We start from the raw sequence: 14,138 nt of genomic DNA on the forward strand, positions 1-14,138 counted from the left end.
TTTGATCGCCCGACAGTCAATCCCTCACAGATCTCCATATGCAAGGGTCACCGCCCTCTGCCTCACCTATAGATGGGGGACCATGATCTCCCCTGACGAGATCGGTGCGCCGGTGTGCCGGTCGATGAACCGATAGGTGAGAAAGTGACCTGACTCGACCGTGAACTTTCCTCCTCCTTCACCATTCCAGGAGAGGCTGTCGGCATCCCATTCGTCGGCGTACAGGACAAACCGGTCGCCGAGGTGCACCATGGAATTTTCACCAGGATTGGAAAAACTCTGGAGGTACGATTTTTTGTCATTATTGACGACGAGATGCGGCATGGCGTCGTCCCGCACCCCAAGGCTCACCTGCACCTGCTTGAGATGGAGCGGGTCACCGGCCACGTGCTCGAAGACGACCATATACTCATCAGTGTTCTCATCATGCATCACCTCTGACGCGATCAGGCTTGCCCTGACCGGCTGCTCGTCCCCGCTCGCTGCACCGGTGGCGTAGACCGCCACCAGGGCCACGATGATCAGCGTGACCGAGATCATCAGCATGACGCCGATCACCTCTGAGACTGCGTCTTCATCTACTCTTCTCATCATTCATCCCTCCTTCATGAGTATCGTGCTCGTCTGCACCAGCGTCCCACTTGGCAGGTGGAAGATCTTGACCTCCAGCACCGCCTCCTTCTCGATACATCTTTTCAGGTCGCCGCTCTCAAGACCGAGGAAGTCCCCGGTCGTCTCCAGGTTCCCGGTGGTGGCGACCGTGCCCGGGAGCCAGACCGCGTCCCCGAAGTTCTCACGGTATGGGTCTGACCCATTTCTGCTCCATGAACAGGGGAGGCGGAGATCTTCGCCTGCGTATGCCACCGTGTCAGAGAGTGAGGCATGGGTCGCCTCCTTCATCCTGCCGTCAGGGAGATGGACCCAGGTCTTGATCTTTATGTCCTCGGTCTTCACCGCATCCCCGCCCCGGTGCTCGAAGAGAAGGGCAAACGCCCCGCCGCGACCCGCCGGGTACACCGCGATCTCGGCTGAGGGTGCAGGCTTCTGCTCCTCGGCAACCCCACTGGCAAAGGCGGCGAGAAGGGCGGCAAGGACGACCACCACCGTCAGGAGGATCATCGTCCCGACCACCGGCGAGACCGCAGAGTCGTCTCTCATCGGGCGTTCACCTCGATACCCACGGTCTGCACCGTCACGTTCACCTCTGGATTGAATTCAAGCATATGCCCTGTAGGGTCATACACAATATTCGTCGGATATCTCTCTTCCAGGGCAGCGCACTCCTCCCCGATCTTCGTGTCCACCGCCTCCGCAAACTCTGGGAGGGCGATGTCGGTGGGGACATCGAAGGTGAGGCTCCGCACTCCTGTAGTGGGAACACTCGAAACCGAGGCGTTCAGGGTGAGATGTGCCATCCCATTCCCGGTGACCGAGTCCCTCTCTCCAGGGCGCATCTTCACGAGCGTCACCTGGAGATCAGTGCAGATGCTTGAGCCCGGAGGAGTCGTGTCCCTGATCTCGACGAACGATTGTGCAAACGGGTAGGCTTTCATCTCCTGTCTCACCTCAGCCATCGTATACTCATGAAGCGGGGTCTCCCTCTCCCCCTTGGTCACATTGACGTAGCCATACTGCCAGGTGTAGCCCTGCAGTTCCCAGGTGGAGAAGGATGGTGCGTAGGTGATGCTGACAAGGGTCGCGTTGTATCGTTTTCCATCGACAGAGACCTCGACGAGGTCCCGCTCTTCCGGCCTGACCGAGAGCGTTCCGCTCGATTTTCCAGGGCTGAGGAGGACATCCCCCCCGCCAAGGGAGAAGGACTCGCTCAGGTGACACCGCGACTTCTGCGAGACCGCATGCTCGATGTCGCCCCCGAACTTTGAGAAGGCGTCCTGCACCTCATGAGTGTGCACGATCTCAGACTGCTGCTTGAGTCCCGGCAGATAGGTCGCCGAGTAGATCGCAAGGACCGTCGCGACGATCGCAAGGACCAGCATCAGTCCGACGACCGAGGAGACGCCCTCCTCCTGCTCAGACATTCAGATCACCTCTGAATAGATGACATTGCGCGTTGTCGCAAGGCGCACGATCTCTCCGCCATTGAGAGGTGTTGTGACCGTGAGGCTGCTGCCAAGGTCGAATGCCTCAGTGTCTGGGGAGAGCACAAAATCGCCATCAGGTTCGCCATGCCCAAATGTTTTCGGCCTCTCTGTTCGGTCTTTGGGGATGACCATCACCCGCAGGTCGTCTCTCTCCACCCAGTCCCCGCCCTTGTGGTAGAAGGTGACCGAGTCGGAGGTGGGGTTTACCAACACATCGATTGCGACCTCGCGGTCGCCTGGCAGGAGATGAAAGGCCGAGGTGGCAAAGAGAGCGACCAGGATGATCACCAGGGCCATCAACACCATCTCGCCGACGACCGAGGAGACCGCTTCTTCATAAATTGTATTGCTGTTCATTTTTCCGTAGCCTCACAGGATAAAGATGAAAACGACCACCGACGCCGCCAGAAAGACACTCGCGTGCTTCAGCCCTGCAAGCACATTGTTCGAGGAGAGCTGCCCGGCCATGATCCCTGAGAAGAACCCGAGGATGATCGCGATATGGAACATATCGCTGATATTCGAGGTGAGGTCGAAGGTGACGTCGTAGGCCTCGAAACTGGAGACAAAGGCGACGTTCATCTGGTAGGCCGAGTAGAGATAGATCCCGAAGGAGAGGTAGATGACGGCCAGGTAGACAAACGAGACATTCAGCCGTTTGGTCTTCATCTTCAGGTAATGTTCGAGGTCGCTGATCGCAATGGTGAGGATCTCTCTGATATAGTCGGTCACCTCGCTCGCCTTGACCAGGAGCGAGATCGCCCGCTTCACCGAGACCAACCCGATCCGCTCCTCCATCCGCACGAGTGCGCTGGAGAGACTCGACCCCCATCTGAGTTCCTCTGAGACGACCCGCACCTCAGAGGAGAGGATGCCCATCTTGCTCCGGGCGATCATGAAGATCGCACCCTGCAGGGTCATCCCGACGTCACGCATATCTGCGATCTCGCGGAGGAACTCGGGGAGTTGCGACTCGACCTTCATCGCATACCTGCGGCGGGCCTCGTAGGCGAGCATCACCGGGAAGATCGCCGCAATGATCACGACGCAGATGTAGGCCTCTGCAGTGTAGGCCGGGAAGACGGCGCTGAACGCCCCGGTGTGGTACTGGAGCGTGACGATGAGCGCAAGCCCGGCCCCGATCACCGCCCCGACCTGGTAGTCGGAGATGAAAAATTTGAAGGGATGACGGAAGATCTCCATCAGGCGCAGCCAGCGTTTCCTGGACTCCAGGTGTTTGAGGAACTTCTCGTCCGGTTCTTCGGTCTCGGTGCGGTCCAGGATCTCGGCACTGAACTCGGCCTCCCTGATCTCGCGGTGGGCGACTTCGAGGTTGTCTGAGGGGAGGAGGATGTACAGGATGAAGATCATCGCCATCGCCCCGAGGGGCAGCCCGATGTACATCAGCGGCATCACGCCCTCGAGCTGGCTCTGACCCGAGAGGTTCTGGGCGACCAGCATGATGATGATCGCGATCGGTCCTGCGACAAATGCGGTCACATAGATCTCGGCGATCATTTCCAGGATCTGGAGGAGTGCGTCGAGTTCCTGGCGTGCAAGTTCGCGGTAGGTCTCAGACTTTGAGTCGAAGAAGTTGGTGAGGTTCCCGCCGCTCCGGTAGACGAGCGCCAGGTCGTTGAGGAGTTCTTTGAAGTTCTCGGAGGGCGTGACCTCCTGGACATTGCGCATTGCAGAGAGGAGGTCGAGCCCGAAGAGTTCGACGTCCCGCACGATGAGCCCGCACTCTTTCGAGACCTCGCCGTAGAGGTCGCCGGCCTCGTAGACGTGCCTGAAGATATCGTAGAGCGTGACCGTCGAGGAGAGCGCCTGCATGTAGGTGATGGCGTAGGGAAGGTCGAGGTCGATCTGCGCCTTCCGGCCGCGTGCGAGGAGCGCGGGGTACGAGGAGGTCGCACAGTAGACCCCGCCGACCAGGACGAAGAAGCCGAGGAAGACGGTGAGGCCGTACGGGAAGGCCGGGACGAGGTTGATCTCGATCCCGTACAGGGCCAGGAGGAAGACGCCGCAGAGGTAGACGAACCCTGCCAGCAGGGTCACCACCAGGCTGAGTTTGGAATATTTCCCGGCCGGGATGGGGATGTGCGCCGCCCTGAGAGAGCGGGCGAGTTCGTCACCCCTCGATGGCGAGGGCCTGGAGAAGGGTGTGCCGTTCATGTCTGGCCCTGCGCCATCGTCTCCTGCACCCGCCGCCCGATCCCGGCCAGATCACGTACGCCGTCTGCAGACATCTTCTCCAGGGCCGCCCGGCGGAGAGCGAGCGCCTCGTCGAGGTCGGCCTGGTTCCAGCCGTGGCGGTAGGCGATGTCGCCAAAGACCTTCGACTCCTCATAGACCCGCACGAACCGGTCCTGCCGGTGGTCCCAGGTGAAGAGGGGGACCCACCTGATCTCGTCGCCCTCGACCGCCACTTCGTTGAGGGAGAGGCACCGCCTGAACCCGCGGCCCCCCTGGTACAGCAGGCTCTGGATGAGGATGAGGTCGAGCGCCCCGAACATCGCGATCGGGACACTGATGGGATCGTGGGTGAGACGGTTGATCGCTTCTTTGACGCTGCCGGCATGGAGGGTGGAGTAGGTGGTGTGCCCGGTGTTCATTGCCTGGAAGAGGGTCTGCGCCTCCTCGCCTCGCACTTCGCCGACGATGATGAACTCTGGCCGCTGTCGCAGCGCCGCCTTGAGGAGGCGAAACATCCCCACGTCCCCTGTGCCGCTGACATTGGCGCTCTCGCGTGTCCGCATCGGGAGCCAGTTGGCATGCGGGAGCTGGATCTCGCGGGTGTCCTCGATGGAGACGATCTTTGCCACCGCCGGGATGAAGAAGGAGGCGGCGTTCATCGTCGAAGTCTTGCCGCTTGCGGTCCCGCCGGCGATGATCATGCTCTTCTTGTTCTCGACCGCAAGCCAGATGTGGGCCATCAGGTCGGCGTCGTAGGTCTGGTTCTCGATGAGGTCCACCGGGGTCATGGGGTCGGCCTTGAACTTCCTGATGGTGAACGAACTCCCTTTCGAGGAGATGATGTCAGAGTAGGTGATCTGCGCACGTGAACCCTCGGGGAGGGCGGCGTCGACGAGCGGGGTCGTGAGTGAGAGTTGTTTGTCGGCCTTCTGGGCAAGTTTGAGCACGAACTTGTTCAACTCGGTGTCGTCGAAGATGCAGTCGGTCTCGATGCTTGCGTAGCGCCGGTGATACAGGAAGAGCGGCACCCCGGCGCCGTTGCAGGTGATGTCCTCGATCTGCTCGTCGTGCATGAGGGGGTCGAGTTTCCCGTAGCCGAGGAAGTTGCGGCGGAGGTAGTAATACAGCACCTCCACGCGCTCGTCGGCGATCTCGGGATCGAAGGAGCAGATCACCTTCCGTGCGAGGTCGGGGTCGAGGTCCATCTCGCCCCGTTTCCGCGGACTGTCATAGACGAGTGCGGTTCTGAGGTGCTCGAAGGTCTCTTCAAGGACGACGAGTTCTTTCTCGGTCACCTTCGGCTCGGTGATCTCGTAGCGGAGGGTGACGGGATCAGCCCTGACGATGCTCGCATAGGAGAAGGGCGGGACGAGCCAGTAGCGGTCGAGGAGGAGGAGGTCGTCGTCGCCGTTCGCCGGAGGGAGGTCGAGGGGGCGTGGGGCGGCCCGGGGGGTGTCCCCATTCCCTGAAGGTTCGGTCGGCCGTATCTTCCCGAGGAGTGCAGAGAGGTTGAAGTTCATATCCAGCCTCCGTAGGGTTCTCTCTCGGCCTTCTGGTGATACTCGATCTCGACCTCGACGTTGCAGTTCCTGACAAAGACGGCGATGTCGTAGGTGCCCGGCCCGAAGATCTCCTCGTGATCCTCGTTCTCACCGCCCCACCGGCTCTGCCACCCGAAGGTCTGTTCGAGTTCGGCCGTGCCGTGCTCTTCGTCGATACGGTACACCGCGAAGCGGACGTCGCTGTATGGCGTCATCTTCTTCTGAGCCTCCTCGTCCATCTCAATGATTGTGTATGAGATCCGCCAGGCCGTAGGGCTGGTGAGGTGAGCCCTGCCCCAGGGGTCGTAGAGGGCGGCGTCCTCGCAGACGGTCAGGGCGTGGTCGAAGAGTGTCCAGTCTCCGTCATGGGTCCAGGCGACTCCTGAGGGCACCCAGCGGCTGGAGTAATAGTCCTCGGCGCGACCAGGCCACCCGTCGGCAGGCGCAGCGCCCGCACGATCAGGGGTCGGGATGCGGAGGAGGTCGGTCAGACCTTCGTCGGTGGTGAAGGGGAGGTCTTCACCAAGGGGCATCCTCTTGGCTGCAGTGAGGTCGTCCGTGATCCCGGCGTCGCGTGTCAGGCTCCGACCGTACCAGAGTCCGTCGCCGCCGATGAAGACCGGGACCATGCCGTCGTAGGCGCCGCGGGGTGTCCCGACCTCCTCGATCTCCACCGTCCATGCGGCACAGACGGTGAGCGGGACGGTCCAGACGGCGTCCTCGATGACATAGGTGACCTCCTCGCCGCTCTTCTCCCTGAACTCGGCGGCGGCGTCAGGGGTCTGGGCGGTGACAAAGGTCTTGTTCGCCGGGTAATACCTGGCCTGGCCAAGACTGCCGGTGAAATTCTCGCCTGCACTCCAGACGGCGTCGCCGGCGTACCAACCGCCCTCTCGTGGGCATGCGGCGGGGAGCGAGCCGACGGTAACTCTGCCGTCGGACGGGTGGTAGACGAACGTGCCGACCTGGGCGGTTGCGTCCACTCCATACCGCCGGCCTGGCACCGAGTCGTCGCAGACGATGCCGAGAGCGGTGGCGCCTGGGATGAGAGTGCGCCGGTCATAGGTCGGGGGGTACGAGAGAAGCGAGACGGCATAGCCCATCTCATGAAGGACCGCCGCAGCAAGGACGGCGTGGTCGGTGCTGTCGCCTTTCCCCTCGACCAGGGTCTCGACCGGGTACCTCAGGCTCTTCTGGTCGGTGGAATAGGTTATGTTCTCGACAAAGGCGAGCACATTGGAGACGGTCTCGTAGTCCCCCCATCCTCGTTCCCGGCTTTTATCCAGGAAGAGATCGGCGATCGTATCGATTACGCCATCATCGCCGTCGGTCACGACATACCTGGCCGTCCCCATGAGGGTCTCCGGGTCGGTGCCGGTGATGCTGGGGTGCGGGCGGTGTGTGAATGCCTGATAGGTGGAGTTCTCGATGTACAGGTCAAGCGTCATATCCCAACCGTGATAATCCCAGGCATAATTCATCTGACCGGCGACCGGTCCGGTCGGTTGGGGGTCCATGCCAGGCAAGGGACCAGTGCCATTGCCGGTCTCCGTCCCTGGACCTGCAAGAGGGTCGAAGATCCCGGTGATCTTCAGACCAGCCAGGACGCCGATGACCACGATCCCGATGACAAGGGCGATGATCACGGCATTGAAGAACGACTCGTCGAGGTTGAGGTCGATGGTCATCGCCTCCTGAGGGGTATGAGGGCGGCGAGCACGAGGGCACAGGCCGCGACCGGCAGGGGACCGGCAGACTGCGTGGGAGTGGTCGCCGGGACCGTGGTCTGGTAGGGGGTCGGCCACTCCTCGTCCTCCCATGAGGAAGTCTGGGTGGCAGCCGGGTACGCCTGGTCCTCAGAAAGGGCCGGGTCGTGCGCCGGTCTGCTCACGGTGCTGTCGCGCTGTGCACCCTCGCCGAGAAGTTCAAAGGAGAGAGTCTTTTTGTACCTGGCGTCCTTGCACTCGATGGTGATGAGGTACTGCCCTGGATACCAGGAGCTGGTCTCCACCTCGTCGAAGGTGAAGGGCCGCATTCCGGTTGAGCGGTCGAGTTTGGAGGAGGGGTAGGTGTAGACGGTCTCGGTCTTCATGGCGGTGTTGCCTTTGTGCCCATGGTCCAGGTCGAGACGGCTGATGGTGAGTGCGAGTTTATCCCCGACCTCGACCTTGTCGGCGGCTTTGTCCTGGCAGGCAAGGTTGGTCGTTCCCTTCACCTCCAGTCTGTCCCCGACGACGACCTCGCCTGGCGGAGCGATCATGATCGAGGGTTCCTCGATGGTGAAGGTGTCCATGACATAGAGGTCGTCGATCTTCGGAGAGTCCAGCGCTTCGGTCAGCGCCTTTGCGGCGGCCCTGGCTTCCAGCGATCCGACCGGAACCGAGGGGAGGGCGTTGGTCGTGTCGACGATCTCGCTCATCCGCCCCCTGAAGTAGAGGTCGTTCTCAGGGATGAGGTCGAACTGGTTGTCGCGCCCTGGGTGCTGGTAGACGATATAATATTCTCCAGGTGTGAGGTCGTAGGTGAAGCCGCGTGCATAGTTGAAGCCGTACACGCCGGTGGGGACACCATTGCTCCCTCCTCCTGTCGAGGGCGTGGACGAGCCTGATGACGATGAAGATTTGTCTGGATAGATCGGGAACTTGGCGTCAAAGTCGGCGTACTTGAAATTGTCCCCAAAGATGTACCACTTGAGGTGGCCCTGGCGGAATATCGCGCCCTTGAGACCAGGACTGCCGCGGGCATGCCACCATGAGTAGAGGTGGTCTCCCTGGGCAAAGGCCAAACCAGTGTATTCATGGAACCTAGCATGGAGGGTCGGCTCGTTCAGCGGGATCTCCCATGCAGGGGGGGCTTCGCCCATGCGGCCACTCCCTTCGCTGTCTGGAGCACTGTTGATGTACCCGATGGGCACGAAGTTGACATGGACGGTGTAGGTCTCCCCCTCGCATCCGGCCGCCGCATAGGAGTGGGTCCACCAGTCGTACATCCAGAGATTCAGGAAGGGGTCGTAGATTGTGGAGGTGAAGGTGGACGGGTCACCGTCCACGACTTCACGCTGCGGGTCGGTGAGTGCGGCACCATTTGGAGGGAGGTTTGGGCCGGTGACATAGAGATAGATCGGGATCTTGGTGTCGATGTTTTTGCAGGAGCCCTGGAGTTTTATGACGTCCCCAAGGGCGTAGGAATACTCGCCAAACTGTGGTTCATCAAAGATCAGGTCTTGTGTCGAGCTCGACGGTGCGGTCACTGCAAAGTTGACCGAGACCGGGTACTCGGTGGTGTCGGGGTCTCGTGCCTGCACAGAGTATTCAGTGATAGGAGCCGTGCGTGGGATCTTAATGCGGAGGTCGACGGTGCCGTCCCACTCTGGGTGGGCGATCACGGTGGAGTCAGAGATTTTGCGGTCCCATCCGCCTCCTGTAAAGATGGGGAAGTCTTCTCCATCTGGCAGTGAGACCTCGTAGTGCGTGAAGGGCATCCCATGCAGGGTGAGCGCGAGTTCTTTCCCGCGCTCGGTCTGGGTCTCATCGAGTTCGAGCTGGAGCGAGTGGTCCTCGACGATGAAGGTATAGGGGCGTTCGTAGTCAATGCCATTGAGGGTCATCCGAAAGATCATCGTGACCTCGCAGTCGCGGTCCACGGCGTCCTGATCGGCGAAGGTGAAGGCATATCGGCGGTCTTCCCATGCTGGATTTTCTGAGAGGGCTTCAAGGGAAAGAAGTTCGCCGTCGAGGTTCACCACCTCGCTGGTCCTGACATTGCCTTCAAGTTCGTATTCGTACCACGGGCCATTGAACTCGTTGACCGGGAGGGTGTTGTCTGGGAGGAAGAACTGGACGCCCATGGTGTAGGGGATCGTCTTGGGCCGTACGATAACTGGCGAGGGCGGGACGTCGGTGTCATAGACCCTGACCTTGAGGTCGCCAAGGTACGCCCCGACGTCCTGGACCCAGCAGAACCGTCCGGTGTCTGGCTCGGTGAAGTTTCCGTCCTTTGCATAGAGGGGGTAATACCTGGCATTGACCTTGATCCCGCGCGGGATGGAGGTCGCGATGTTGTCTGTGATCTGGATGGGGTCGGTGGGTTCTCCGTCCTCTATCCGTACCATCTGTCTCAGCTCACCCGTCGTGGGGTTTGCAAATGCCGAAAAATCGACAGCCCTCTCGCCGAGAAAGACGGTGTCGCCGTTTTCGATCCCGGCGTTCGGACCTTCAGGGGTGGCAATGCGCGCCGAGATCGCCGGGACAAGGGCGCTGGCGGCGATGAGGAATATACATAATACTACTACATGCAGGTGGTTGTTCATATTCTTGACACTCCAGGATCCTGGTATCCTCTGAGATTTTCAAAATATTTTGTTTTAGTTCTATTTATCTTGGATGCAATGCAACTTCGCGATGCAACCCTGCATGCCGCCAACGCATTGAAATAACGCCACATTGGGGGTTTCAGGAAGGTTGATTAAGGGGTGATCTTATAGGGTAATTTAACAAATATTCTGTAACTAAAAAAAGTAATTCTGAGTTGCTTCAGAGGTAGATGAGATATGGACTCATATGAAGTGTTACACAAAGAGGACGCCGAGGCGGGAGGGTATTCCACCGAGGCGGTATCCCCGGTGGTGGGGGTGATGCTGATGCTCGTCGTGACCATCATCATCGCTGCGGTGGTCAGCGCCTCTGCCAGTGGGGTTTCAGACGAGACCGAGAAGGCGCCGGTCTCGGTGATCGATGCGCATGTTGACATGCATTTTGAAAATATGATGGGCACAAGCCCAAACATAAGGTTGACTCTCTTAAGTGGAGATTCGCTCCAGACCAATGACCTCCAGATTATTACCTATTACACCATCCCAAGTTTAAAGCGAATCCCTGAGGACTGCCGGGGCCAGGTGATCAAGCACACCATCGACGGCGGTCTTGAACCTGGGAGTGCGCCATGGGACAGGGAACTGAACCCGATCACCCACCCGCAGGTGAATGACGGTGGCATCCTCAAACTCAACGAAGTTGGCGAGTATAATGGGGCGGCCTTCGGCGAGTTCGTCTGGCGGCCAGGTCGTGTCCTGAAAGTATGGCCAGATGCCGGAGCTATAAGCGACTTCTTCGGTTTTGATATTGAGGACGACGACTATGGATTTGGCGAAGGCTCTTTTGTGGAGGTCAACATCCTGCACACACCAAGTGGCAAGATCATATTCAAGAAAGAACTTGAGGTGAAGGGATGAGGACGCTGAGAGAGGACCATTCTGCAGTCTCACCGATCGTCGGGGTGATGCTGATGCTCGTCGTCACCGTCATCATCGCCGCAGTGGTCAGCGCCTATGCCGCGGGCATGGGTGAGCAGAACCCGAAGGCACCGCAGGCCAACCTTGAGATGACGGTCATCACCACGCCGGGATGGCAGGGGATCCAGTTTGAGCATAAAGGAGGCGACGTGATCGACCTCAAAGACCTCAAGATCGGTTTCATGACCGGCGACACCCAGATGGAGATGGGGTACTATGACAAACTCTCCGAGAAATACAGGTCTCTGGATCAGAGTGTGAAGGACAAAATTTACCACTTCCAGAAGGTCGGTGCACCTCCGCCAGGAGGATGGAGTGGACCTGACACCTACATCCGCCCAGGTGAGTCGTTCATGATCTATGCCGATCAGCCAAAGACTCCGTTTGGTTTCATGGGCTTCAAGGGCGAGAAGTCGAGTTGTGCCCTTTACTGGGATAAAAAGAACACATACACGCTCTTTGACAAACAGACCGGGGCCGTATACTCGACCGGGAAGATCATCCCGCCGATCAATAAGGCGTGAGAGTGAGGAGGGATTGAATTGATAAAAATACACTCAAACCAGGAAGAGGGTGTCTCCCCGGTCGTCGGGGTGATGCTGATGCTCGTCGTGACCATCATCATCGCCGCGGTGGTCAGCGCCTATGCAGGGCATATCGGCGGGAACACCGAAGTACCGCCGCAGACCTCTATCGATGTGCAGATCACCACCTCTGGCGGCCCACAAGGCGACCAGATCGTGATGACCTTTGAACATCTCAGCGGCGATCCGATCCCGACAGCGGACATGAAGATCCTGACCTTCTACAAATTGCCAGGTGGCGAGACGGTTGCCAGTGAGGTGACCGACGAAGATCCTGCAGTCAGGATCTTCTCGACCGACGACGCCGTGAAACTGCCCTACCTCAATGACATCTCAAAGGGAGTGCCCGGCGAGAGTCCAAAGGTGGACTTTGGAAACTTCACCTTCCAGTCAGGCGACATCATGTCCAGCGGCACCACGATCGGCACCGGGGTCACGGAGGGTGGATTTATGAGTGGTGATGCCGGGATGATCGGGTGCGACCTGACCGACTCGGCCAATGGCTTTGAGCGGGGCAGTCCAGTCGAGGTCAAGATCGTCCATATCCCAAGTGACAAGGTACTCTTCAGCAAGGAGGTGATCGCGGTATGAGAGCGACGAATGACTCGGCGGTCTCCCCGGTGGTGGGGGTGATGCTGATGCTTGTCGTGACGATCGTCATCGCCGCGGTGGTCAGTGCCTTCGCAGGCGGGATCTACTCTGACCAGAAGAAAGCGCCCCAGGCGGCGCTCTCATGCGAGTCAATGGTCGAATCGGTCCAGGACGAGGACAAGACAAACGACGACCCCGATTATCCAGGCGGGTTTAAAGCGAACAACGGTCTGCTCTTCAAACACGAAGGTGGGGACCCGTTCTCCATCCATGATATCCAGGTCCAGATCCAGAGCAGGGACAAAAAGACCACCATCGACCCTGCCATGGTCTTCAGGAGCAGTCAGAGTTGTGCCGATACGTCGAAACTGAGGTTCCGCGAGGTGGACGGCACCAGTATGCCCACCTATCTCTACAAGTACGCCGGCGATTCCGGTGACATCATCAAGCCGGGCGATAAGTTTGCGGTCATCGCCGACGGGTGCTATGACAATGCAGAGACCGCTTCTGAGCCTCGGGGCATGTTTATCACCTGGCAGCCAGAGGGTGCCGAAGGGCGGTTTGAGGTCCAGGTCGGGACGAAGATCGAGTACGAGATCGTCGACAAGGCGAGCGGGAAGGGTATTCAGAAGGGTTCGTGCGTCCTGTACTGAATGATTTTTCCGCTCCATTTTTTCCCACTTTTTTTTGTTGCTTTTGTGCATTGCAGTTTCAGGTCTTTGGATTCTGTGAACACCGGTGTGAGATGAACGGAGAGGAGGATATTATGGATGGGCAGGAGATCATAGAATGGGTCCTGTGAGAATTATTCTTTCGGCTCTTTAGAAATCCTCATCTATCGTAGAAAGAATGCGTGTCATCCGCCTTCCCATAGCCTCCCGCGGAGGGCGTGCCGCCCGGACCCCCGGGATGAAGATTGGGGCGGGAAGGCAGAACAGACAAACATGAAGAGGGCGCCGCCGTCCTCGACCTATCGTGTGGCGGGGGTCCGGGGGGGTGCAACCCCCCCGTCGAAGAGAGCCATCAAGATGATTTCTACAGAGCCATTCTTTCAATTGTTCGGACTGCTTGCCGTCCGCATCTAATCTATATCATGAGGTGATCGATAGGTTTGAAGATCACGATCATCTCCAATGCAGAAGGCCCAAAAAAAAAAAATAAAAAAAATTTCTGTAGAAATGATCCTCTGGGAATTTTATTGTGATTGCTCCGACCATTTGTCACCGTCGTGAGAGAAAGGAGATGAGTGATACAAATGGTATAGGGAAGTACACTCTCACCCTCTCGCCGGGGGTTGCACCCCGGACTCCCGCCAGGATGATTGGGGGAGGTCACAGACCAGTGGATCTCGCGAGAATTTTCTTTCATTGTTTCGACCGCCTGCTGTCCTCGACCAATCCCCGTTGTCGGATATGTGAGGGTTATAGGCGGTGGATCCAATGAGTGCCCTCTTTCCTGATCACCTCCTTGCCGATCTCCTCTGATCTTCATCATGAGGAGATCGATAGGTTCGAAGATCATGATCTTCTCCAATGCAGAAATATCTCCAACTCGCGGTTCAGAAGAGAGATGCATCAGGTACGGCACTCGCGTCGTGATCAGTTCCGCACAAAAAAAGGCTCTGTAGAAACCCTCTGGACAGTTCTCTTCGCCGGGGGGCGTGCCCGCCACCCCGGTCCCCCCGCCCGAAGATAAGCGGTGGATGGCAGTGCACTCTTCATGGCGATTCATTGTGCCTTCCCGTCCCTATCTTCTGGGGGTCCAGGGGGCACGACCTCCCAGCCAAAGAGATAGGAAGGCGGATGACACGCATGATCCCCACGATAAGTGAGGG

12 protein-coding genes are annotated in these 14,138 nt (G+C 58.9%); 4 read left to right on the top strand and 8 right to left on the bottom strand.

Translation table 11 applies throughout. The annotated features are described in order from the left end of the window. Positions 1-66 precede the first annotated feature (66 nt). From J2129_RS03675 to J2129_RS03710, 8 genes are read right to left on the bottom strand one after another with little or no spacing between them, the layout of a single operon-like run. The gene (locus J2129_RS03675; RefSeq protein ID WP_209629558.1) at positions 67-594 is read right to left on the bottom strand and encodes a type IV pilin N-terminal domain-containing protein; all 528 of its coding nucleotides are present in this window, start codon (positions 592-594) and stop codon (positions 67-69) included. Continuing rightward, a complete protein-coding gene (locus J2129_RS03680) occupies positions 595-1,158 on the bottom strand; it encodes a type IV pilin N-terminal domain-containing protein (RefSeq protein ID WP_209629560.1) in 564 nt (187 codons plus the stop codon). It abuts the gene before it with no gap. Next, positions 1,155-2,039 carry a hypothetical protein gene (locus J2129_RS03685; protein ID WP_209629562.1) on the bottom strand — a complete coding sequence of 295 codons (885 nt, stop codon included), beginning with the start codon at positions 2,037-2,039 and terminating at the stop codon, positions 1,155-1,157. The genes J2129_RS03680 and J2129_RS03685 overlap by 4 nt, the downstream gene beginning before the upstream one ends. After that, positions 2,040-2,459: a type IV pilin N-terminal domain-containing protein gene (locus J2129_RS03690; protein ID WP_209629564.1), complete on the bottom strand. Its 420-nt coding sequence runs from the start codon at positions 2,457-2,459 to the stop codon at positions 2,040-2,042. A 12-nt stretch (positions 2,460-2,471) separates the two neighbouring features. Next, positions 2,472-4,277 carry a type II secretion system F family protein gene (locus J2129_RS03695; RefSeq protein ID WP_209629566.1) on the bottom strand — a complete coding sequence of 602 codons (1,806 nt, stop codon included), beginning with the start codon at positions 4,275-4,277 and terminating at the stop codon, positions 2,472-2,474. Continuing rightward, positions 4,274-5,818: a type II/IV secretion system ATPase subunit gene (locus J2129_RS03700; protein WP_209629568.1), complete on the bottom strand. Its 1,545-nt coding sequence runs from the start codon at positions 5,816-5,818 to the stop codon at positions 4,274-4,276. The genes J2129_RS03695 and J2129_RS03700 overlap by 4 nt, the downstream gene beginning before the upstream one ends. Next, positions 5,815-7,527 (bottom strand): hypothetical protein, encoded by a 1,713-nt coding sequence (locus J2129_RS03705; RefSeq protein ID WP_209629570.1) that lies wholly within the window; start codon positions 7,525-7,527, stop codon positions 5,815-5,817. The genes J2129_RS03700 and J2129_RS03705 overlap by 4 nt, the downstream gene beginning before the upstream one ends. Beyond that, positions 7,524-10,148, bottom strand: coding sequence for a hypothetical protein (locus J2129_RS03710; protein ID WP_209629571.1), 2,625 nt, complete (start codon positions 10,146-10,148; stop codon positions 7,524-7,526). The genes J2129_RS03705 and J2129_RS03710 overlap by 4 nt, the downstream gene beginning before the upstream one ends. Positions 10,149-10,388: 240 nt before the next feature. Between J2129_RS03710 and J2129_RS03715 the strand changes: the two genes are divergently transcribed. Genes J2129_RS03715 through J2129_RS03730 form a run of 4 tightly spaced genes read left to right on the top strand, consistent with a single transcriptional unit; the run spans position 10,389 to position 12,957 of the window. Beyond that, positions 10,389-11,069: a type IV pilin N-terminal domain-containing protein gene (locus J2129_RS03715; RefSeq protein WP_209629573.1), complete on the top strand. Its 681-nt coding sequence runs from the start codon at positions 10,389-10,391 to the stop codon at positions 11,067-11,069. Then, the gene (locus tag J2129_RS03720; RefSeq protein WP_245320595.1) at positions 11,066-11,653 is read left to right on the top strand and encodes a type IV pilin N-terminal domain-containing protein; all 588 of its coding nucleotides are present in this window, start codon (positions 11,066-11,068) and stop codon (positions 11,651-11,653) included. Before J2129_RS03715 ends, J2129_RS03720 begins: the two co-directional genes overlap by 4 nt. An 18-nt stretch (positions 11,654-11,671) precedes the next feature. Beyond that, positions 11,672-12,304, top strand: a complete 633-nt coding sequence (locus tag J2129_RS03725) for a type IV pilin N-terminal domain-containing protein (protein ID WP_245320597.1) — start codon at positions 11,672-11,674, stop codon at positions 12,302-12,304. Continuing rightward, entirely contained in the window at positions 12,301-12,957 is a 657-nt protein-coding gene (locus J2129_RS03730; protein WP_209629575.1) for a type IV pilin, read from the top strand. Before J2129_RS03725 ends, J2129_RS03730 begins: the two co-directional genes overlap by 4 nt. Positions 12,958-14,138 lie beyond the last annotated feature (1,181 nt).

Origin of the sequence: Methanofollis sp. W23 (genome assembly GCF_017875325.1) — an archaeon.
Lineage (GTDB): Archaea > Halobacteriota > Methanomicrobia > Methanomicrobiales > Methanofollaceae > Methanofollis.

Excerpts from the sequence above, each read along its gene's own strand:
- J2129_RS03675 (WP_209629558.1), bottom strand. The coding sequence starts at position 594 with ATGATGAGAAGAGTAGATGAAGACGCAGTCTCAGAGGTGATCGGCGTC.
- J2129_RS03680 (WP_209629560.1), bottom strand. The coding sequence starts at position 1,158 with ATGAGAGACGACTCTGCGGTCTCGCCGGTGGTCGGGACGATGATCCTC.
- J2129_RS03685 (WP_209629562.1), bottom strand. The coding sequence starts at position 2,039 with ATGTCTGAGCAGGAGGAGGGCGTCTCCTCGGTCGTCGGACTGATGCTG.
- J2129_RS03690 (WP_209629564.1), bottom strand. The coding sequence starts at position 2,459 with ATGAACAGCAATACAATTTATGAAGAAGCGGTCTCCTCGGTCGTCGGC.
- J2129_RS03695 (WP_209629566.1), bottom strand. The coding sequence starts at position 4,277 with ATGAACGGCACACCCTTCTCCAGGCCCTCGCCATCGAGGGGTGACGAA.
- J2129_RS03700 (WP_209629568.1), bottom strand. The coding sequence starts at position 5,818 with ATGAACTTCAACCTCTCTGCACTCCTCGGGAAGATACGGCCGACCGAA.
- J2129_RS03705 (WP_209629570.1), bottom strand. The coding sequence starts at position 7,527 with ATGACCATCGACCTCAACCTCGACGAGTCGTTCTTCAATGCCGTGATC.
- J2129_RS03710 (WP_209629571.1), bottom strand. The coding sequence starts at position 10,148 with ATGAACAACCACCTGCATGTAGTAGTATTATGTATATTCCTCATCGCC.
- J2129_RS03715 (WP_209629573.1), top strand. The coding sequence starts at position 10,389 with ATGGACTCATATGAAGTGTTACACAAAGAGGACGCCGAGGCGGGAGGG.
- J2129_RS03720 (WP_245320595.1), top strand. The coding sequence starts at position 11,066 with ATGAGGACGCTGAGAGAGGACCATTCTGCAGTCTCACCGATCGTCGGG.
- J2129_RS03730 (WP_209629575.1), top strand. The coding sequence starts at position 12,301 with ATGAGAGCGACGAATGACTCGGCGGTCTCCCCGGTGGTGGGGGTGATG.